This window comes from Pseudoalteromonas phenolica, assembly GCF_044788725.1.
GTDB classification, from domain to species: Bacteria; Pseudomonadota; Gammaproteobacteria; order Enterobacterales; family Alteromonadaceae; genus Pseudoalteromonas; species Pseudoalteromonas phenolica_C.
On sequence record NZ_CP173161.1, the window covers coordinates 875,146 to 895,239 of the forward strand.

Here is a 20,094-nt window from a genome sequence, read left to right on the forward strand (position 1 = left end):
TTAAATCTGTTTCTTTGATGGCTCACTAGGGCGATAGGTTCAATAATTTGTTGGCCTAAAGTACGTTTTAGCGAGTGACGATGTCAGTATTATGCTGACAGCAGTTTGAAGCTGCAACTATTAACGTCAGTTACTGATTTTTACTGAATATTTGCTTAATTAAGATTTGGTGATTGCTATTTCGTTTAAGAGTTTTAGACAGGTCCTTCTAGCATAACTTAGTGGCGTAATAACTTGTCTCTTTTTTGTATGTTTTGATTTGATTTGATTTGATTTGATTTGATTTGATTTGATTTGATTTGATTTGATTTGATTTGATTTGATTTGATGTGTATTTCTATGGTTAAAATTTGGTTTAATCATGGGGGCTTTATACTTTTACTTCACTCAAGTGATAAAGTTAGATTGTTTAATTTTGAGTTGAATGGGGTTTGTATTTTTATAAAGGCAGCAAAAATACAAACCCTTTGAAGTAACTTAAGACATAAATCGATATGAACTCAACTTATAATTGGATTAGTCAAATTCTTCGACAAATATTTCCTTAAATAGGTTTACTACTTGCTTTACAGTATCAACGGTCACATGACGGTCATCTTCTTGCCAGGGATCTTTTATGCATTGAGTGACTAGTTCGTAACTCGGTAAATAATACATATCATCATTATTCTCAACTAGTTCGTGTGCTGCGACACGTAATACCGATTTTGAATGTGTATTTGCAGTGATCACATGTTGTTCTTCACCATGCCCAGTAGCTAAAAATGGGATCGGAGATACTGTAATAATGAGTTTAAAGTTAGGGTTGTATTTCTTTACTGTATCAAAGAAAGCTTGAATATTATCGATATTTTCTTGGGTGGTAAGAGTTTTATGTTTCACAAGCGCGTATATTTGCTTCTGTGGGTTTCTTGATAAGACGGAACCATCGTAAAGCTCCCAGCATTCATTTAGTCCTAATGTGATGATAAAAACTTCACATTTTTCAAGTGCTCGGCGTGTAGCATCTAAATGGTTTTGATAATCATTTTTGTATGCTTGCTGGTTATAAAACCCTACATTTTCCCTGTAAGGGTCTAACCACAAGCCATCATCTCGTTGAAACAAAATCTGCTGAGTTGGTTTAGTTGCGAATGCTCTTTCAGCTAGTTGTCTAAAGCTTGGGGTATTAAATAAAATGCCATAATTTGCACAAGCAATTGCGTGCTTATCTCCAATCTTATAGTTATCTACAATCATGCCAGCAGAAGGATCATCATTTCTTTCTTCTATAATATAATTGTACCCTTCCTCTTGGAAAACTTTAGCTATTTCTTGAGCAAAACAACTTCCAGCAGAGCCAATAGGTGTTGTTTTATTAACGATTGGGTAGCGCTTTACAAAGGGAAGCTGTTCAAATCGAGATAGAGGCTCGCGATTATCCTCTTTTCGCGGGTTTGGATTAGGCCAAAAAATAGCACTAGGTTTTGGTTTTCCTGTTTTAGAATAGCGCGTTGTACTATTGTCAAACCGTTGCTCAAATTGCGCTAATTGCATTAAGTTGTTTATATTTTCTGTGCCGAGGCGACTATCAAGTGACCAATCAATGCTGTTTTGAAATGACGACTTCAATGTATTTACAAGTGCTCCAAGATTATTGAGCTCTTTCAAATCAGGGTCCAAAGCGATAAATTGCGTAAACATATGCCATGCAAAGTCATTATCAGGAAAAATGCTGCTTAAAAGCACTCTTAACTGCTGCAAAGAGGTGATTTGGCTTGTTGGTGGAAATAAAGTCAAAGCATCTATTTTGTGTATTTTGTTATCACAGTCATCTATTAACTTTGACGCGACGTCCGTTAGAGCCTTGTTTTTAGAGCTAATGGCAGAGAGGCTCTGTTTAACGTATTTATAATGATATGGAGATGGTATGAAGCAAATTTCTAAAAAGGCATGTTTGGCTTGACTAGAGCCCTTAAAAGCTGATTCCGTTGGATTGTATAATAACCCTGAGCCAACTTTGATATGGGGTATGATACTTTGTTCAAGATCAATAGCGTTATTCTGACAAAGAGTTTCAAATTGTGCTCCAAGTTCGCCATCGGAGTTAGTTGTAGCTTTTATTCTTGCTGTATTTTTGGCATCTAATAAACTTCCATGGTCATTTGCACTGTGGTCACTTTGAAGATAAAGCCTAAGTGTTAGTTGCTTATTAGATGTATGATGGAAGTTCCACTTTAAGGCGCTTTCGTCATATTCTTTGTAAACGCAGCAGCTTACAATCGCATATTCACTCTGAAAGTAAGAAATTAGATGTTTATCTAACTCCTCTGTAACAGTAACGTCTATTAGTTTGTCGATTAAAAGAGGTTGCTTAAAAGCCGCGGGCTCTTTGTCTAGTTGTTCAGCAAACACTTTGCATAGGCCAATATCTACTAAGTCACTCAGCCAAACAGAAGCAGTTTCACTTAAAGCGCTACGTCTTGCTAAATGACCTCTAGCAAATTGCTTTTTACTGGTTTCATGAAGCTTATTTAATAACTCATTGCAGTCCAAATATTGCATGTTTTTACTCTATGTATAGTTATACTGCACTTAAGACTATTACTTAATAAAACATATATCCATTACTTCAGTTGATTGATATGGATAGGGTGTGCTGTCATAGGAAATATATTAGATATTCAAAAATCGTTTTCAGAGAACGCTTTTGGATGAACAATAGATTAGAACAAGTAGTTTAGTAGCAATGAAGCTAGAGTTTTTATTTAACTAAATTGTTCGCTTTATATACATGTTTTTTTGTTTTTTTTATCGGTGATTCATGCTGATAGTCACTGCAGTACTATTTTAAATACTTATGCAAAAAAGCACTTTTGAGCGCTATTATTTATTCATTAACTAACCAGATCAAAGATCTTAATTTAAGTAAAAATCCCCAAATTAATGACTTTAATTTCTTTACTTGTTAGTTGCAAAGCATCTGGTACAATCAGTGGATTAAATTGCAGTTGCCAAGAAAAAGCGGTGTTAGATGAGAATTTTTAAAGCTAAAAGCCCAGCGGGATTTGCTGAGGAATATATTGTTGAATCAATTTGGAATGGTGAGTTTCCACCAGGTTCAATTTTACCAGCTGAAAGAGAACTCTCTGAGCTGATTGGCGTAACACGTACAACGTTACGTGAAGTATTACAACGTTTAGCGCGTGATGGCTGGTTGACAATTCAACATGGTAAACCGACCCGTGTGAATAACTTTTGGGAAACATCAGGTTTAAATATTCTTGAAACGCTAGCGCGTCTTGACGAAGATAAAATGCCAGAACTGACTGATCAGCTTTTATCTGCACGTACCAACATCAGCGCAATTTATACCCGTGCTGCAATTAAAGTAAATCCACAAACTGTGATTGAGGTGCTTGAGAAAAGCAAAGAGTTAGAAGACAACGCGCAGGCGTTTGCTGACTTTGACTATCAAGTTCATCATCAATTAGCACTTGCGGGCAATAACCGTATTTATGTGCTAGTACTTAATGGTTTTAAAGGTCTTTACTCTAAAATCGGTGGTCACTATTTCTCAGACCCTCGTACTCGTGCATTGGCAAAGCAATTTTATTTAGACCTTATTGAGTTGGCTGAAAAAGGCGACCACGATGGTTCAATTTCTTTATTAAGAAAGTATGGTCATCAAAGTGGTGAAATTTGGCAGCAGATCCGTGGTGATATGCCGTCAGATATTATGGACTAAATTTAATATATTGAAAAAAGCCCTTAGGGGCTTTTTTTATGCCTGAGTTTCTACCCATCAAAAAAATAGATGGGTGCCATCGGTTTATTTGATTTTCAATTTTTTAAGCGTCCCCATAAACTTGTGAAAATTTTTAATTGGGGTTGTTTTTTTATAACTAGCCTCAATAATAAGTGTCAAAGCAAATTGATATTGTCATTTTGCATTGGATATAACCCTAACTAATTGGAGAAAACCATGGGTGTATTAGTAGGCCGCAAGGCACCTGACTTTACAGCAGCAGCAGTATTAGGTAACGGTGAGATCGTTGAAGGTTACAACCTACACGAGCGTATTAAAGGTAAAAAAGCGGTTGTATTCTTTTACCCACTAGACTTCACTTTCGTTTGTCCTTCAGAGCTAATTGCTTTCGACAAGCGTTACGAAGAGTTCCAAAAGCGTGGTGTTGAAGTTATCGGTGTTTCGATCGATTCTCAATTCTCACACAACGCATGGCGTAACACACCAGTAAACGAAGGTGGTATTGGTCCAGTTAAATACGACTTAGTTGCTGACGTTAAGCACGAAATCTGTCAAGCATACGACGTTGAGCACCCAGAAGCAGGTGTTGCTTTCCGTGGTTCCTTCCTAATCGACGCTGAAGGTAACGTACGTCACCAAGTAGTTAACGATCTTCCTCTAGGTCGTAACATCGACGAAATGCTTCGCATGGTTGACGCACTAGCGTTCCACGAAGAGCACGGTGAAGTATGTCCAGCAGGTTGGACTGAAGGTAAATCAGGTATGGACGCAAGCCCTGAAGGTGTTGCTAAGTTCTTAGCTGAGAACGAAGGCGAGCTATAATTTAGCCCTTGAGTTTTTAAAAGCCCGCGGTTGCGGGCTTTTTTGTGCCTGCGAAAAATAGTGAAATGGTGTTCTTCGGGAGTAAAGTGTGTAAGTCATTTACTTACCCCCATAAATTTAACTGACCAACGCGTTTGAATAGTTCAACACTTAAATAGACGGCAAACAGGCTGATCACTGGGGTTGCCAACAGGCTCACTAGCGTTAATTCATTAGCCATTGTTTTCTTCCTTGTCTTTTTTAGCTTCTTTCTTACCTTGCTTGTCTGATTCTAGCTTTAACGTTTTCGCGACTGATTCGAGTGTATTTTGCTTCACTTCTTTAATGCTTACGCTAATTGCATTAGAGATCAGATTACTGATTTCAGCTGTAATCGGGTTTTCATTAGCCTGTACTGAAGAGGCTGTGAATAATACGGTGCTGATTAATGTTGCTTTAACTAGTGAGTTCATGACGTTCTCCTTTGTATGATTAGTTAGTCGCAATAACTATTACAAAGGTTGTGCCAATCGATAAAAATATTTTAAGTGTATGTTTTTATTTGGTTTTATTTTCGAGGAAGATTGGTGAAAATAATGGTTGATTATTTTCACCAACATAAAATGGTAAAAAAAACTAAATTTTAGTTAATCTTGCTCTAAAATTGAGTGCAGTAACTGCTTAACTACTTCAGGTTCAAAAGGTTTGTCGCATAATGCGTTAACACCAGATTGTGCAACGTTTGCAAGGTGGGTGTCATTGGCTTCAGATGTCACCATTAAGATTGGAATATGAGAGTGCTCACCTGAGTTACGAATATGCTCAGCTAATTCTTGGCCATTCACATTTGGCATATTAAAGTCTGTGACAATGAGGTCAAACATCTGTTCATTTAAGAAGTTGATCGCTTGTTCACCATCTTCAGCTTCAGTAAAACGGCTTGCACCCAAATTAGTTAGCACACGACGAATATGATTTCTAGCCAGTCGTGAGTCATCAACAATAAGAATACGCAAATCTTGCACATCGTATAGTTCAAGCTCTAGCTCTTGCGGAGAAAGTAAGTCTAAGGTTGCATTGAGTGCGCGACCAAGGTGCACCTTAGTAAAAGGCTTAGGCAAGATCGCTACTACACCAGATTGCTTAAATGCTTCAAGCTGGGCTTTGCGAGTTTCACTTGAAACCAACATAAAAGGGATTGGCTGTTCGGGTTGGACTTCAGCAATATACTGTTGAATATCAAGGGCACTGCCATCACTCAAATGTAGGCTTGAGATGACTAGGTCTGGCTTATGTTTCTCTAAAAAGCTTTTTGCAGAGTCTACGGTATCTGCAAAGTCGATATTCGTTACGCCTTCAGATTCAAGCTCTTTTGCAATAATTTTTCTTTGTGTTGCTGAGGGCTCAACAAGCAGGATAGCAAGATCTGCACTGAGAAGCTCATTCATGATTAGTACTACTTTCAATTAACCAAAATAAGGACGTTAATGTAACCAATTAACATCCTATTAGCTAGTTTGAAATGACTTTTTAAAGAGTAAATCAGCGTCTGTAGATATCAGATTCTGGAATATCAATTAAAATCAATACCGCACCTTTACCACCATACTCTAGTGGTGCTTGGTGCATTGCTAAAATATCTGGGTGTTGAACCAAATATTGTGGCACTTTATGTCTGAGGATATGCTCACCAATACCGTGTACAACACAGGCGCAATAATGATGCTGCTTTTTACAGGCATGGATCAAAGCTGCAAGCTCTTCTTTTGCACTGTCTTTGCTTAAGCCGTGTAAATCTAAAATTAACTCAGGCGCAATATCGCCACGTCGTAATTGTTTAGCTAAGAATTTATCAGCGCCTTCACGCACATAATTTACTGTGCCATGGGTGTCGATATCTGGGATATATTCGTCAGAAAAATAAAACTCTGCTTTGTGCTGCTTAGTTTGCTCAGCAACAATTTTGCCTTTAAACGGGGTGTTATCACGTTTAAATTGCACGGTATCTTGCTTTATCTTTGTGGCACCAGAAATTGACTGACGAAATAGGTCTATGTCGTCGTCTTGCATGCTTATGTGTGATTTATCTTTGTTCATTGGCGCATTCTAAATAAAAAAAGCATAAAAACCTAGCTGAAAAACGGCTACAATGGCAGCAGAATTATTGTCAAATTATTGAGTACCGTATGACAGAGTTACAAATTACAGATGAGTTGGCGCAAGAAGCGTGTTCTGAACTATTCACGATTCAAGACTGGTTACGTTGGACAACGACGCAGTTTGTGAATAATGGGCTGTTTTACGGTCATGGCACCGACAATGCCTGGGATGAAGCAGTCAGCCTTGTGTTACCTGTTTTAAACTTGCCACTAGACACGCCAAAAGAGTTATTAAATGCGCGTTTAACCAGTAGCGAAAAGCAGCATTTAATGGGTTATATCTTAGCCCGTGTAAATGACAGAACGCCGGTGCCATATCTAACTAATCAAGCGTGGTTTGCAGGTCTGCCGTTTTATGTGGATGAGCGTGTACTTGTTCCACGTTCGCCATTTGCTGAAATGATCAAAAAGCAATTTGCACCTTGGGTCACAGAGCCTGAAAAAGTAACGCGTATTCTAGATATGTGTACTGGCTCTGCATGTATTGCGATTGCATTGGCAAAAGCGTTTGAGCATGCGCAAGTGGATGCGGTTGATATCTCTTTTGATGCTCTAGAAGTGGCAGATATCAATATTACTGAGCATATGATGCAAGAGCAGGTGTTTGCAATCCAATCTGATGTATTCAGTGGTGTACCGGGTCAAAAGTATGACCTAATCGTTGCAAACCCGCCGTATGTAGATGCCGAAGATATGTCTGATTTACCAGAAGAGTTCCACCATGAGCCAGAGTTAGGTTTAGCGTCAGGCGAAGATGGCTTAGATGTAACTCGTGTTATCTTGCAAGAAGCGGCGGAACATCTAACTGATAACGGTTTGTTATTTGTTGAAGTAGGTAACTCTATGGTACATATGGATGCACTATATCCAAACGCGCCATTTACATGGTTAGAGTTTGAACATGGCGGGTTAGGCGTGTTTATGATCTCTAAACAACAACTCGTCGAGTATTTTGCTGATTAAATATAATTGTTAATCAGTTTTTTAAATGTCATTTGGAATGAGGGTGAATAATGGCAGGTAATAGCATTGGCCAACTTTTTAAGGTCAGTACCTTTGGCGAGAGCCATGGGGTTGCATTGGGGGGCGTTGTTGATGGCGTGCCCGCAGGACTAGAATTAACAGAAGCGGATATGCAGTTCGACTTAGACCGACGTAAACCAGGTCAAAGTCGTTATACCACGCAAAGACGTGAAGGTGATGAAATTAAAATTTTATCGGGCGTTTTTGAAGGTAAAACGACAGGAACGAGCATTGGTTTGTTAATTGAAAATACCGATCAACGTTCGAAAGACTACAGTAAAATTGCTGAAGTATTTCGTCCTGGTCATGGTGACTACACGTATTGGCATAAATATGGTCACCGTGATTATCGTGGGGGCGGTCGCTCTTCAGCGCGTGAAACCGCGATCCGTGTTGCTGCAGGTGCCATTGCCAAAAAGTACCTAAAGCAATTTCATGGTATTGAGATCAATGCTTGCTTGTCACAATTGGGTCCTATCAAAGCTGAAAAGTTTGATTGGTCAGTGGTTGAAACAAACCCATTCTTTTTTCCAGATGACACAAAATTAGAGTCGCTAGATGAATACATGCGCGATTTGAAAAAGCAGGGCGACTCTATTGGTGCGAAAGTGACTGTAGTCGCGAAAAATGTGCCAGTTGGGTTAGGCGAGCCTGTATTCGACCGACTAGATGCAGAAATTGCCCATTCATTAATGAGCATTAACGCAGTAAAAGGCGTCGAGATTGGTGATGGTTTTGATGTGATAGAGCAAAAAGGCTCAGAGCATCGCGATGAATTAACACCAGAAGGTTTTACTAGCAACCACGCAGGTGGCGTATTAGCCGGTATTTCAACGGGGCAAGATATTGTCGCATCGATTGCATTAAAGCCAACCTCGAGTATTACCATACCGGGGCAAAGTATTAACACACAAAATGAGTCTGTAGAGATGATCACTAAGGGTCGTCACGACCCGTGTGTGGGCATTCGTGCTATTCCAATTGCAGAAGCCATGTTAGCCATTACTTTAATGGATCATTTATTAAGACAGCGAGGCCAAAACCCGCATGTCAATCTTGAGCATGGACCAATTCCAGCTCAGAAACCTGTATAAGATTTGCAGAAACAAAAAACGCCACTAAAAAGTGGCGTTTTTTTAAGGGTAACAGCGTTTAGCTGTTGTATTTTTCGCAGGCTTCAAGGGTATTTTCGATTAAGCTTGCGACAGTCATAGGGCCGACACCACCAGGTACTGGTGTAATAAAGCTGGCTTTTTCTTCAGCAATGCCGTACTGCACATCACCGACTAGTTTGCCAGACTCTAAACGGTTAATACCTACATCTATTACGATAGCACCTTCTTTAACCCAGTCACCTGGAATAAATTCTGGCTTACCGACTGCAACAACAAGTAAGTCTGCGCGACGAACGTGTGCTTCTAGATCTTGCGTGAATTTGTGGCAAACCGTCGTAGTACAACCAGCAAGTAATAGTTCTAGTGCCATTGGACGGCCAACGATATTTGAAGCGCCAACCACAACAGCATGCATACCTTTATATCTTACGCCCGTTGAATCGAGCAAAGTGATGATGCCTTTTGGTGTACATGGGCGAAGTGCCGGCATACGTTGCGCTAAGCGACCAACATTATAAGGGTGGAAGCCATCAACATCTTTATGCGGTGTAATACGTTCAAGTACTTTTTCTGCATCTAATCCTTCAGGCAGAGGTAATTGCACCAGAATACCATCAACTTCTGGATCATTATTTAGCGTGTCTACTAATTCAAGTAGTTCTGTTTCTGTGGTGTCGCCTGGTAAATCGTAAGATTTAGAGACAAAACCCACTTCTTCACAGGCTTTACGTTTTGAACCTACGTAAACTTGGCTAGCAGGATCTTGGCCCACTAAAACTACTGCAAGACCAGGCGCTCTCAAACCTTGTTCTACTCGCTCAGCAACACGCTGTGCAACATTAGTACGAACTTGTTTGGCGATTGCCTTTCCATCAATTATGTTTGCCGTCATGATTGACCTTATTGGGGTTATAAACTTGAACGAATCATACAAAGTGTATTTATGGGGTTACTTTGTATCTAGTCACAATCACTCGATTGCAACACTAAGTGCGTATTTTCTCAGAAATGCCTTAATTCGCCAAGGTAAGAATCATCTTTATAGTAATATATAGTTTTATACACAAAGTAAAAATTACTGAAAACTGTTTGTTTTTCATCATTTCTTGCTAAATATTCATCATTTTGAAGTAAAAATAGGCAGTTGAAATATTTTCTAAAAAAAATGTTTGACCTCAATCGGTCAAATCACTATTATGCACCCCGTTGTCAACGAGGAGACTCCGAGATAACAAAAAAGTATCGGCGATTAGCGCAGTTTGGTAGCGCACTTGGTTTGGGTCCAAGGGGTCGCAGGTTCAAATCCTGCATCGCCGACCACTTTTAAAATAAGAAAAGTAGCATTATGATGTTTACTTCGAGTTTGCGCCCTTAGCTCAGCTGGATAGAGCAACGCCCTTCTAAGGCGTCGGTCGAAGGTTCGAATCCTTCAGGGTGCGCCATTCTTATTTTAGTCCCTATGTAGTGGCGGCTGTAGCTCAGTTGGTAGAGCCCTGGATTGTGATTCCGGTTGTCGTGGGTTCGAGCCCCATCAGTCGCCCCATCTACATACTCTTTTATCGGCGATTAGCGCAGTTTGGTAGCGCACTTGGTTTGGGTCCAAGGGGTCGCAGGTTCAAATCCTGCATCGCCGACCACTTCTCTAAAAATATATATTGTCGGCGATTAGCGCAGTTTGGTAGCGCACTTGGTTTGGGTCCAAGGGGTCGCAGGTTCAAATCCTGCATCGCCGACCACCTTATCTTCTCTCTTTTTAGTCATCTTTTAATCACTCAGTCTGTTATTCACCATTTATTTACCTTCATAGCTCGACTACAGCAATGAATCGGTTATAATGCCGCGTCTATTGTTTAACATAGCGCCCAGTAGGGCAGGCAACAAGATTGTCTAATAGGGTTAAATACACGTATTGCGTTTTTAACTAAGCTAATTAGTGCAACTTGTTTCTAAGGAAGGCGCATTGGCGCCAAAAATGAAGATTGAGGTAAATCATGCAAGTTTCTGTTGAGACGACTCAAGGCCTTGAGCGCCGTCTGACTATCACCGTTCCTGCAGAGAACGTTGAGACTGAAGTTAAAAAACGCTTACAACAACTGTCTAGAACTCAGCGTATCGATGGTTTCCGTCCAGGTAAGGTACCAGTAAAAGTAATCGCTAAGCGTTACGGTGCAGCTGTACGTCAAGAAGTTGCTGGCGATATCATGCAACGCAACTACATCGAAGCAATTGTTTCTGAAAAGCTAAATCCAGCTGGCGCACCTGCGTTCGCACCTAAGTCTTTAGAAGAAGGCAAAGAGCTAGTATTCGAAGCAACTTTTGAAGTTTACCCAGAAGTTGAATTAAAAGACCTTGAGAAAATCGCTGTTGAAAAGCCAGTTGTTGATGTGACTGACGAAGACCTAGCTAACATGCTAGAAACACTTCGTAAGCAACACGCTACTTGGACTGAAAGCGATGCAGCTGCTGGCGAAAACGACCGTGTAACAGTTGATTTCCTAGGTACTGTTGACGGTGAAGAGTTCGAAGGCGGTAAAGCTGAAGACTTCCCTCTAGAACTAGGTCAAGGTCGCATGATCCCTGGTTTCGAAGATGGTATCGTTGGTAAAAAAGCAGGTGAAGAAGTTGTTGCTGATGTAACTTTCCCTGAAGAGTACCACGCTGAAAACCTAAAAGGTAAGCCTGCTCAATTCACTATCACTGTGAAGAAAGTAGAAGTTCAAGAACTTCCTGAGCTAAACGACGAATTCGCAACTAAGTTTGGTGTTGCTGAGGGTGGCGTTGACGCACTTAAAGAAGAAGTTAAAAAGAACATGTCTCGTGAGCTAACTCAAGCAGTTAAAGCGAACGTAAAAGACCAAGCTATCAAAGGTCTTTTAGAGACTAACGAAGTTGAAGTGCCTAAGTCACTTATCGACCAAGAAATCGACGCGCTTCGTCAACAAGCGGCACAACGTTTTGGCGGCAACGCGCAAAACATGCCTGAGCTACCAGCTGAGCTTTTCCACGAGCAAGCAGTAACTCGCGTTAAGACTGGTCTACTTCTAGGTGAAGTGATCAAGTCAAACGACATCAAAGTTGATGACGCTAAAGTTGAAGAGCTAATCGCATCAGTTGCTTCTGCATACGAAGATCCAAGCGAAGTAGTTGCATACTACAAAGCAAATGATCAAATGATGCAGCAAATGCGTAACGTAGCAATGGAAGAACAAGCTGTTGAAGCGATTCTTGCAAAAGCTGCAGTGACTGACGTTGAAAAAGCATTCGACGACATCATGAATCCACAGCAAGGTGCTTAATAAGTCATTGACTTAAAGCTTTGCTAACGATTTAATGGCTCGTGATACTCTTTTTGAGGATCCGAGCCATTTTACTTTCTGTAGGTAAAATATCCGCAAAACGCAGCGCCAGAGATTTTGGCGGCTCCTAAGGAATGAATAACAATGAATGATGGTATGTTTGATCCACTTAATGCATTAGTCCCTATGGTTGTTGAGCAAACAGCGAAAGGTGAACGCTCTTTTGACATTTATTCACGTCTTTTAAAAGAACGTATTATTTTCTTAACTGGACAAGTTGAAGACCACATGGCAAACCTTATTGTGGCGCAACTATTATTCTTAGAATCTGAAAGTCCTGATAAAGACATCTATTTATACATTAACTCGCCAGGCGGTTCGGTAACGGCGGGTATGTCTATTTATGACACTATGAATTTCATCAAACCGGATGTAAGCACGGTATGTGTTGGCCAAGCAGCGAGCATGGGTGCATTCTTACTATCTGGTGGTGCAAAGGGTAAACGCTATTGCTTACCTAACTCTCGCGTGATGATCCACCAACCATTAGGTGGCTTCCAAGGTCAGGCGTCTGACTTTGAAATTCATGCAAAAGAAATTTTATCAATCAAAGAAAAACTAAACCGTTTAATGGCTGATCACACAGGCCAAGAATACGAAAAAGTAGCTCATGACACAGACCGTGATAACTTTATGACTGCAGAGCAGGCATTAGAGTATGGTTTAATCGATGCAGTTCATACTCGCAGAGATTTAAAATAAGTTATAAATTAGGGCAATGCTAATTTGCCCTTAGTTAACTATGCTAACTTTTAGTTTCTTTGATATAGTTAACACCATGATTATTGTTATCTAGAGAAGATAACGCAACACGATGAGGTAGCTGAATGTCAGATACACCAACAGACGGCGACAAAAATACAAAGCTTTTATACTGCTCATTTTGTGGCAAAAGCCAACATGAAGTGAGAAAGCTAATTGCTGGTCCTTCTGTTTATATTTGCGATGAATGCGTCGATCTGTGCAACGACATTATTAGGGAAGAAATAAAAGATATTGCACCAAAGCATGACTCTGGTGACAAACTACCTGTACCTAAAGAGATCCGTAATCATTTAGACGACTATGTTATTGGTCAAGAGCACGCCAAAAAAGTGTTAGCTGTCGCTGTTTATAACCATTACAAGCGTTTAAAGAATCAATCTGTAAAGTCTGAAGTTGAACTAGGTAAGAGTAATATTCTACTTATCGGTCCAACGGGTAGTGGTAAAACGCTACTAGCAGAAACACTAGCGCGATTACTTGACGTACCATTTACCATGGCTGATGCAACAACATTAACTGAAGCAGGTTATGTTGGTGAAGATGTTGAAAACATCATTCAAAAGCTACTACAAAAATGTGATTACGATGTAGAAAAAGCGCAGCGTGGTATTGTTTATATTGACGAGATTGACAAAATTTCTCGCAAGTCAGACAACCCATCAATTACGCGTGATGTGTCTGGTGAAGGCGTTCAGCAAGCTTTACTTAAGCTAATTGAAGGTACCGTTGCGTCAGTGCCACCACAAGGCGGTCGTAAGCACCCTCAACAAGAGTTTTTACAAGTTGATACGTCTAAAATCTTGTTTATCTGTGGCGGTGCATTTGCGGGCCTAGATAAAGTGATTGAACAACGTAGTCACAAAAATACTGGTATTGGTTTTGGTGCAGATGTAAAAACCTCAGACTCAGAACGTTCTTTAAGTGAAACATTTAAAGATGTTGAACCTGAAGATCTAGTGAAGTACGGTTTAATCCCTGAATTTATTGGTCGTCTTCCAGTTGTAGCAACACTGACAGAGCTTGATGAAGCGGCACTTATTCAAATTTTAAGTGAGCCTAAAAACGCACTGACTAAACAATTTGGCGCACTTTTCAAAATGGAAGGTGTTGAATTAGAGTTTAGAGAAGATGCCCTGAAAGCGATTGCACACAAAGCCATGGAACGTAAAACGGGTGCCCGTGGCCTACGTTCTATTGTTGAAGGTGTACTGCTAGATACTATGTATGATTTACCTTCAATAGAAGATGTCAGTAAAGTCGTTATTGATGAAACTGTGATTAAAGGTGAATCAGATCCAATTCTTCTTTACGAAAACGGCAACCAAGACAAAGCTGTTTCAGAATAATTAAGATTCGGTATAAAAAAGGAGCCAATGGCTCCTTTTTTTATCAATCGGTTGAACTTTATGGGTTTAATCCCCATATTGCCATTATTAACGAATAACCAAAATGCGAAGAGAAAATAATGACACTTGAGAGAACTGATCGAGTCGAAATTCCTGTGTTGGCCCTACGCGACGTTGTTGTGTATCCGCATATGGTGATCCCGCTATTTGTTGGTCGTGAGAAATCGATCAGATGTCTTGAAGCGGCGATGGAAAAAGACAAGCAAATTTTTCTAGCCGCGCAGATGGATGCTGCGGTTGATGATCCTTCAACAGATGAAATTTATACAACAGGTACAATTGCGACTGTATTACAGTTATTAAAATTACCGGATGGCACAGTAAAGGTGCTAGTAGAAGGTACGCAAAGAGCACGTATCGAATCATTTATTGAAACCGATGAATACTTTTCTGCGACTGCGCAATTTGTTGCTTCACAAGATATTGATGAGCAAGAGCAAGATATTTTCGTGCGCAGTGCAATTAGCCAATTTGAAGGCTATGTAAAGCTTAATAAGAAGATCCCACCAGAAGTTTTATCATCTGTGTCTGGTATTGATGAAGCAGCTCGACTAGCTGATACCATGGCTGCACATATGCCTATTAAGGTACCAGAAAAGCAGAAAGTGTTAGAGCTTGAAAGCGTAACAGAGCGCTTAGAGTACTTAATGGCGCTTATGGAAGGTGAAATTGACCTACTACAAGTAGAGAAGAAGATCCGCTCTCGCGTTAAAAAGCAGATGGAAAAATCACAGCGTGAGTACTATCTGAACGAGCAAATGAAAGCGATTCAAAAAGAGTTAGGTGAGCTAGACGATGTGCCTGATGAATTTGAGGCGTTGAAAAAGCGTATCAGCGAAGCGCAAATGCCTAAAGAGGCAGAAGAAAAAGCCACTGCCGAACTGAACAAGTTAAAAATGATGTCGCCAATGTCAGCAGAGGCAACGGTAGTGCGTTCGTACATCGATACTATGATCAATGTACCTTGGAAGAAACGTTCTAAGGTGAAGAAAGATTTAGCTGGCGCTGAAAAAATCTTAAATGCTGATCACTACGGCCTTGAGAAAGTGAAAGAGCGCATTATTGAGTATCTAGCTGTTCAACAGCGCACCAACAAACTAAAAGGTCCAATCCTATGTTTAGTGGGTCCTCCAGGCGTTGGTAAAACCAGTTTAGGTCAGTCAATCGCACGTTCAACGGGTCGTAAGTATGTGCGTATGGCACTAGGTGGTGTTCGTGATGAAGCGGAGATCCGTGGTCACCGTAGAACTTACATTGGTTCAATGCCGGGTAAACTCATTCAAAGCATGAGTAAAGTTGGGGTGAAGAATCCATTATTCTTGCTTGATGAAATCGATAAGATGTCATCAGATATGCGTGGCGACCCAGCTTCTGCATTGTTAGAAGTATTAGATCCAGAGCAAAACAGTACCTTTGCCGACCACTATTTAGAAGTAGATTACGACTTATCTGATGTGATGTTCGTTGCAACGTCTAACAGCTTCAATATTCCAGGTCCTCTACTTGACCGTATGGAAGTGATCCGCCTATCTGGTTATACCGAAGATGAAAAGCTGAATATCTCTAAGCAGCACCTTATTCCAAAGCAGATCAAACGAAATGGTTTGAAAGAAGGTGAGGTTGAAATCGAAGATAGCGCTATCATTGGCATTATTCGTTATTACACGCGTGAAGCGGGTGTTCGTAGCCTAGAGCGTGAGATCTCAAAGCTTTGCCGCAAAGCAGTTAAAGACATCTTACTTAATAAAGATAATAAGCAAATAGTTATCAATGGTGACAACTTAGAATCTTACTTAGGCGTACATCGTCATGACTTCGGTAAAGCAGAAGATGGCGACAGAATTGGCCAAGTGACTGGCTTGGCATGGACAGAAGTCGGTGGTGATTTATTGACTATCGAATGTGCGTCAATGCCAGGTAAAGGTAAGCTGTCATTTACAGGCTCTTTAGGCGATGTAATGCAAGAGTCGATTCAGGCAGCTATGACGGTTGTTCGTAGTCGTACTGATAAGCTGCGCATTAATGAAGACTTTTATGAGAAGCGTGATATTCACGTACACGTACCAGAAGGCGCGACGCCTAAAGATGGGCCGAGTGCCGGTATAGCTATGGTGACTGCTTTAGTGTCTAGCTTAACGGGTAATCCGGTTCGCTCTGACGTGGCTATGACAGGTGAAATTACTTTACGTGGTGAAGTACTGCCTATCGGTGGCTTAAAAGAAAAGCTTCTGGCAGCGCATCGTGGTGGTATTAAAACCGTTGTTATTCCTAAAGTGAATGAAAGAGACTTGAAAGAGATTCCTCAGAATGTACTTGAAGGCCTAGAAATTCACCCAGTTTCTTGGATTGACGAGGTTTTATCACTGGCTTTAGCTGAACCAATCGAATCATTTTCTGTAGAAACTCAGAAAAAAGTCGAAAATAGCTAAAAAAGTGCTGTAAAGGGCTTTTCAAATCACGTTGGTGTGATAAGTTAGGCTCTGATTCAAGCCTAGGCCTTATGTGGCTTAGGCTTACAAAGATTTTTAAGAATTAGAAAGTGCTTCACTTTCTAGTAGTAATAACAAAAAGTGGTAGTTATCAAAAAATGCTCTCGCTTTTGATAATAACAATGTAAGAGGATGATATTGTGAATAAATCTCAATTAATCGATCAAATCGCAGCTGATGCTGATATCTCTAAAGCAGCGGCAGGTCGTGCGCTAGATTCATTCATCGAGTCAGTTACTGGTGCGTTAAAAGAAGGCGACTCTGTAGCATTAGTTGGTTTCGGTACTTTTTCTGTACGTGAGCGTGCTGCACGTTCAGGCCGTAACCCACAGACTGGTGAAACTATCCAAATCGCAGCTGCGAATATCCCTTCTTTCAAAGCGGGTAAAGCACTGAAAGACGCAGTAAACTAATTTAATTAGTGACGAGGCTTTACACTGATTCACGTTTAAATCGTTAAGTCAGTCTCGTGTAGCTTCAAGTAAAAAAGCGTATCTGATAAGATACGCTTTTTTTACAATAGCTAAAAATCAAAGCGCGTGCGTGCTTTGGCTTAGATAAGAGAAACAACAATGCTAGAAAAGATCAGAGAAGGCTCACAGGGCCTTGCAGCCAAAGTTATACTTGGCTTAGTTATCCTGTCTTTTGCGTTAGCAGGGATAGGTGGTTACCTAGGTCAAACCACAGAGCAACCTGTTGCAGAAGTAAATGGTGTTAAAATTAATCAAACTGAATTCTCACGTGCTTTCGAAAATGAACGTTCACGTTTAGAGCAGCAGTTTGGTGAGTACTTTGCGCAAATCGCAGCTGACCCAAATTACATGGCGCAGATCCGTCAAGGTGTAATTGACCGTTTGGTACAACAAGAATTACAAAACCAATTAGCACTTCAGTTAGGTCTACGTGTTAGTGACGAGCAAGTGAAACAAGCGATTGTTGAAATGCCTTATTTCCAAATTGCGGGTCAATTTAATAATGATACTTACCTTCGTGCAATCCGTCAGATGAATTTCCAGCCAGATACATTCAGAGAGTTTTTACGTGAAGAAATGACGCGTACTCAACTTGTTTCGGCAGTAGCGGGCTCTGACTTCGTTTTACCAAGTGAATTACAGCAAACGGCTGCACTGCAACAGCAAACACGTAATATCGATTATGTGGTTCTGACGAAGGAGAAAATGAAGTCGCAAGTGTCAGTGTCAGATGAAGAAGTGAAAGACTATTATCAGCTTAATCAGCAACAGTTTATGGCGCCAGAGCAAGTTGCAGTTCAGTACTTAGAACTAAAAGCAGATGATATTACGCTTGCAGAACCAGTAACAGACGAGGCTGTTCGTACATACTACGAAGAAAGTAAATCTCAGTATCAAGAAGAAGAGAAGCGTCGAATTTCACATATCCTTGTTGATAACAGCGAAGATGATGCGGCTGCAGAAGAAAAAGCTAACGCAATCTTAGCCGAGTTAAAAGCAGGCGCAGACTTTGCTACTTTAGCTGAAGAAAAGTCAGATGATATCGTTAGTGCTGAACTTGGCGGTGACCTTGATTGGATTGAACGTGATGTGATGGACCCAGCTTTCGAAGAAGCTGCGTTTGAGCTTGCCAATGTAGGCGATTTCACTGATGTAGTAGCGACTGAGTTTGGCTACCACATCATTAAGTTAACAGATCTGCAAGCGCAAGTTGAGAAACCGTTCGAAGAGGTTGCTGATGAACTTCGTGCCGAGCTTGAGAAAAATGCTAAATTAGATGCTTTCTATCAAAAGCAAACAGAAGTTGCTGAACTTGCATTCGAAATGGCTAATTCACTAGATGATGCGTCTCTTGCTGCGGGTGTTGAACTTAAATCTACAGGCTTAGTAAGTCGTATGATGCTTCCTGCGCCGTTAAATTCTCCAGCCGTTTCTACCGTTATTTTCACACCAGAGTTACTTGAAGATAAAGTTAACTCAGAGGTGCTAGAAGTTGCACCTGAGCACTTTGTTGTTGTTCGCGTCACTGAACATGTTGCAGCAGCGACTAAGCCGTTAGAAGCAGTTAAAGAACAAATCGTTGCGACTTTAACAAATGAGAAAGCTTCCACTTTACTGGCTGACTATTCAGAAAACTTATTTACTGAGTTTAAAGCAGGTAAAGCTTTACAAGAAATCGCTGCGTCAGAAGCTGCTGAAGTAAAAACTGAAGCTGCATTACAGCGTCAATCATATTCAGTTGCTCCGGCTATCGTGAAAAATGTATTTGCAATGCCTCACCCTGTAGAAGGTGACAAGGTAGAAGGCTTAGTCACGCTAAATAATGGTGACATTGCTTTAGTACAACTGAACTCAGTAACGACTCCTGAGATCACTGCTGAGCTTGATGCGCAGCAAAAGCAAGGTATTACTATGTCGGCGATTAATAAAAACTATCTTACTTTTGTTTCTGCGTTAGAAGCAAAAGCAGAAGTTACTCGCCCAGCAGTTCAAGTGGCTGAAGAAAACTAAGTAAACACTTTATAAACAAAAAAGCGCCTTTTAGGCGCTTTTTTTATTTTGATTTACAAAACAGTTTCAAGTTTGCAGGTTTTTTGCTCGCTCCATTATTGACATAAATCCCCATTGCTCTATGGTTAAGATAATATTTATAAACAATAAAAACTCAGGGAGCTGGGAACATGGCAATTGAAATCAACTTTGAACTATCAGATGCAGATTTAGCGCATTTTAAGAGCATGATGGACAAAGTTATCAGTAAAACTTCTCACTATTCAGAAAGTGAAATCTTAACTAAAGCTCAGCAGCTTGTTGATGAGATGGAAAAGAGTGAGCTGCCAGAATTTGTTCGCACAAGAATGGCGTCTTTGGCGACTTTAATTGATGCAGTTCAAGATCAAGAATGGCAGATCCCAGAAGAAGAAAGAAAAGACATTATTGCTTCATTAGCGTACTTTAGTGAGCCGGAAGATGTGGTACCAGATCATATTCCGGGTCTTGGTTATATTGATGATGCAATTATGATTGAACTGGTTTTACAAGATATGTCTTTAGACCTTAAAGCGTATTCAGAGTTCTGTAGTTTTAGATCTACTGAAGAATCACGTCGTGGTGAAGATGCAAAGGTTGATCGTGAAAGCTGGTTGGCAGGTACGCGTGCGCAGATCCGCTCTAACATGCGCCGTCAACGTCAAGGCCGTAAATCGCGCCTATTTTCTCGTATCATGTAATTTAGTTATAAAGACTTGAATTCTTAAAGG

16 protein-coding genes and 5 tRNA genes are annotated in these 20,094 nt (G+C 40.5%); 16 read left to right on the plus strand and 5 right to left on the minus strand.

All coding sequences use genetic code 11. From position 1 onward, the window contains the following. Window positions 1–516 precede the first annotated feature (516 nt). Window positions 517–2,394, minus strand: coding sequence for a GSCFA domain-containing protein (locus ACH784_RS04140; protein WP_404393754.1), 1,878 nt, complete (start codon window positions 2,392–2,394; stop codon window positions 517–519). 619 nt (window positions 2,395–3,013) lie between these two features. Between ACH784_RS04140 and fadR the strand changes: the two genes are divergently transcribed. Both fadR and ACH784_RS04150 read left to right on the plus strand, forming a co-directional pair. After that, window positions 3,014–3,727: a fatty acid metabolism transcriptional regulator FadR gene (gene fadR, locus ACH784_RS04145; protein ID WP_404393755.1), complete on the plus strand. Its 714-nt coding sequence runs from the start codon at window positions 3,014–3,016 to the stop codon at window positions 3,725–3,727. Between the two features lie 237 nt (window positions 3,728–3,964). Further along, window positions 3,965–4,570 carry a peroxiredoxin C gene (locus ACH784_RS04150; protein WP_404393756.1) on the plus strand — a complete coding sequence of 202 codons (606 nt, stop codon included), beginning with the start codon at window positions 3,965–3,967 and terminating at the stop codon, window positions 4,568–4,570. 212 nt (window positions 4,571–4,782) lie between these two features. On the opposite strand, the gene ACH784_RS04155 is transcribed toward ACH784_RS04150, so the two are convergent. The 3 genes from ACH784_RS04155 to smrB form a co-directional block, all read right to left on the minus strand. Next, the gene (locus ACH784_RS04155; RefSeq protein WP_404393757.1) at window positions 4,783–5,022 is read right to left on the minus strand and encodes a hypothetical protein; all 240 of its coding nucleotides are present in this window, start codon (window positions 5,020–5,022) and stop codon (window positions 4,783–4,785) included. 174 nt (window positions 5,023–5,196) lie between these two features. Then, entirely contained in the window at window positions 5,197–5,997 is an 801-nt protein-coding gene (locus ACH784_RS04160; RefSeq protein WP_138484071.1) for a response regulator, read from the minus strand. A gap of 94 nt (window positions 5,998–6,091) precedes the next feature. Further along, the gene (smrB, locus tag ACH784_RS04165) at window positions 6,092–6,646 is read right to left on the minus strand and encodes an endonuclease SmrB (RefSeq protein WP_058030729.1); all 555 of its coding nucleotides are present in this window, start codon (window positions 6,644–6,646) and stop codon (window positions 6,092–6,094) included. 89 nt (window positions 6,647–6,735) lie between these two features. On the opposite strand from smrB, the gene prmB reads away from it, so the two are divergent. Together prmB and aroC are read left to right on the plus strand one after the other, a co-directional pair. Further along, entirely contained in the window at window positions 6,736–7,671 is a 936-nt protein-coding gene (gene prmB, locus ACH784_RS04170) for a 50S ribosomal protein L3 N(5)-glutamine methyltransferase (RefSeq protein ID WP_404393758.1), read from the plus strand. Between the two features lie 50 nt (window positions 7,672–7,721). Further along, window positions 7,722–8,825 carry a chorismate synthase gene (aroC, locus tag ACH784_RS04175; protein WP_404393759.1) on the plus strand — a complete coding sequence of 368 codons (1,104 nt, stop codon included), beginning with the start codon at window positions 7,722–7,724 and terminating at the stop codon, window positions 8,823–8,825. Window positions 8,826–8,883: 58 nt separating this feature from the next. Here aroC and folD read toward each other — a convergent pair whose 3' ends face one another. Then, a complete protein-coding gene (gene folD, locus ACH784_RS04180; RefSeq protein ID WP_404393760.1) occupies window positions 8,884–9,738 on the minus strand; it encodes a bifunctional methylenetetrahydrofolate dehydrogenase/methenyltetrahydrofolate cyclohydrolase FolD in 855 nt (284 codons plus the stop codon). 351 nt (window positions 9,739–10,089) lie between these two features. Here folD and ACH784_RS04185 point away from each other — a divergent pair. The 12 genes from ACH784_RS04185 (at window position 10,090) to ACH784_RS04240 (ending at window position 20,064) form a co-directional block, all read left to right on the plus strand. Further along, window positions 10,090–10,166: transfer RNA gene (locus ACH784_RS04185), tRNA-Pro, on the plus strand. A gap of 45 nt (window positions 10,167–10,211) precedes the next feature. Further along, a tRNA-Arg gene (locus tag ACH784_RS04190) sits at window positions 10,212–10,288 on the plus strand. Window positions 10,289–10,313: 25 nt separating this feature from the next. Continuing rightward, window positions 10,314–10,389, plus strand: a tRNA-His gene (locus tag ACH784_RS04195). Window positions 10,390–10,406: 17 nt separating this feature from the next. Then, window positions 10,407–10,483: transfer RNA gene (locus tag ACH784_RS04200), tRNA-Pro, on the plus strand. Between the two features lie 22 nt (window positions 10,484–10,505). Further along, window positions 10,506–10,582, plus strand: a tRNA-Pro gene (locus ACH784_RS04205). Between the two features lie 255 nt (window positions 10,583–10,837). After that, on the plus strand, window positions 10,838–12,142 hold the full coding sequence (gene tig, locus ACH784_RS04210) for a trigger factor (protein WP_404393761.1): 1,305 nt from the start codon (window positions 10,838–10,840) through the stop codon (window positions 12,140–12,142). 144 nt (window positions 12,143–12,286) lie between these two features. Beyond that, entirely contained in the window at window positions 12,287–12,904 is a 618-nt protein-coding gene (clpP, locus tag ACH784_RS04215; protein WP_058030725.1) for an ATP-dependent Clp endopeptidase proteolytic subunit ClpP, read from the plus strand. Window positions 12,905–13,029: 125 nt separating this feature from the next. Then, the gene (clpX, locus tag ACH784_RS04220; protein ID WP_138484083.1) at window positions 13,030–14,313 is read left to right on the plus strand and encodes an ATP-dependent protease ATP-binding subunit ClpX; all 1,284 of its coding nucleotides are present in this window, start codon (window positions 13,030–13,032) and stop codon (window positions 14,311–14,313) included. Between the two features lie 119 nt (window positions 14,314–14,432). Then, entirely contained in the window at window positions 14,433–16,802 is a 2,370-nt protein-coding gene (gene lon, locus ACH784_RS04225; RefSeq protein ID WP_404393762.1) for an endopeptidase La, read from the plus strand. A gap of 200 nt (window positions 16,803–17,002) precedes the next feature. Continuing rightward, window positions 17,003–17,275, plus strand: coding sequence for a nucleoid-associated protein HU-beta (gene hupB / locus ACH784_RS04230; RefSeq protein ID WP_125253533.1), 273 nt, complete (start codon window positions 17,003–17,005; stop codon window positions 17,273–17,275). A 159-nt stretch (window positions 17,276–17,434) separates the two neighbouring features. Next, complete coding sequence (ppiD, locus tag ACH784_RS04235; protein WP_404393763.1) at window positions 17,435–19,345, plus strand: peptidylprolyl isomerase; 1,911 nt, start codon at window positions 17,435–17,437, stop codon at window positions 19,343–19,345. Between the two features lie 170 nt (window positions 19,346–19,515). Next, window positions 19,516–20,064, plus strand: coding sequence for a YkvA family protein (locus tag ACH784_RS04240; RefSeq protein ID WP_404393764.1), 549 nt, complete (start codon window positions 19,516–19,518; stop codon window positions 20,062–20,064). The last annotated feature ends 30 nt before the right edge of the window (window positions 20,065–20,094 follow it).